Origin of the sequence: Vibrio sp. YT-17, assembly GCF_033337375.1 — a bacterium.
GTDB lineage: Bacteria > Pseudomonadota > Gammaproteobacteria > Enterobacterales > Vibrionaceae > Vibrio > Vibrio alginolyticus.
The window spans coordinates 1-1,288 of sequence record NZ_JAWOQP010000107.1 but is presented as its reverse complement, the minus strand read 5'-3'; the positions used below and the strand labels follow the sequence as shown (position 1 = coordinate 1,288).

The window sequence follows — 1,288 nt, the reverse complement described above, 5'->3', positions numbered from 1 at the left end:
CGTTGAAGATGCGCTAAACGCACAAATTGATTATGCCGAACTGCGTTTCTCACCATACTACATGGCAATGAAACACAAACTGCCAGTCGCTGGCGTGGTTGAAGCGGTTGTCGATGGCGTACAAGCAGGCATGCGAGACTTTGGCATCAAAGCGAACCTTATCGGTATCATGAGCCGCACATTTGGCACAGATGCATGTCAGCAAGAACTGGATGCAATTCTAAGCCAGAAAGACCACATCGTAGCAGTAGACCTTGCAGGTGATGAGCTTGGCCAACCAGGCGATCGCTTTGTCTCTCACTTCAAACAAGTACGTGATGCAGGCCTAAACGTGACAGTTCACGCTGGTGAAGCGGCGGGCGCTGAAAGCATGTGGCAAGCCATTCAAGAGCTAGGTGCAACGCGTATCGGCCACGGTGTGAAAGCGATTCACGATCCAAAACTGATGGATTACCTAGCGGAAAACCGTATCGGTATCGAATCGTGCCTGACGTCGAACTTCCAAACCAGTACGGTCGATTCTCTAGCAAATCACCCACTGAAACAGTTCCTAGACCACGGCGTTCTAGCGTGTCTAAATACGGATGATCCTGCGGTAGAAGGTATTGAGCTACCTTACGAATACGAAGTGGCGGCGCCAGCAGCCGGCCTGAGCCAAGAGCAGATTCGCCAAGCGCAAATCAATGGCCTTGAGCTTGCTTTCATTTCTGATGCAGAAAAAGCAGAACTGAAAGAAAAAGTTAAAGATCGCGTTTAATCAGCGCAAAAATTATAAAAAATGCCAGCATTTGCTGGCATTTTTTGTATTTGGAATCGGCAAGCGATGATCAAATAACGCGAGAGAATTGCTGCTGACGCGCTTTTGCTCGCAGATATTTATCGAAGCTCATACAGATGTTACGGATAAGCAGGCGACCACGCAGTGTCACTCGAATTTCATTGTCATCCACTTCCACCAACTCATCATTGATGAACGTTTGCAGCAATTGCAGGTCTTCTTTGAAGTACTGATCAAATTTCACTCTGAATTCAGATTCGATCGCTTTTTTATCAAGCTTAAAGTTACAAATCAGCTGCTTAATGACTTCACGACGGAGCAAGTCATCCGAATCGAGTGAGACACCTTTCCACAATGCGTGGCGAAGGTCATTTACTTGAGCGTAGTACTTCTTGAGCTCTTTTTGGTTTTGTGCGTACGCATCACCAATCATTGAAATCGCAGAAACACCAAAGCCCACCAAGTCACACTCACCTTGCGTGGTGTAGCCTTGGAAGTTGCGATGCAACA

The 1,288-nt window shown here is 47.1% G+C and carries 1 protein-coding gene and 1 pseudogene; one reads left to right on the top strand and one right to left on the bottom strand.

The window, feature by feature from the left end; translation table 11 throughout:
• Positions 1–757: adenosine deaminase (add, locus tag R7F67_RS24215; RefSeq protein WP_318057462.1), on the top strand; the 757-nt coding region annotated here is incomplete at its 5' end.
• Between the two features lie 70 nt (positions 758–827).
• Here add and R7F67_RS24210 read toward each other — a convergent pair.
• Positions 828–1,288, bottom strand: a pseudogene (locus R7F67_RS24210) (oxygen-independent coproporphyrinogen III oxidase); the annotation flags it as partial.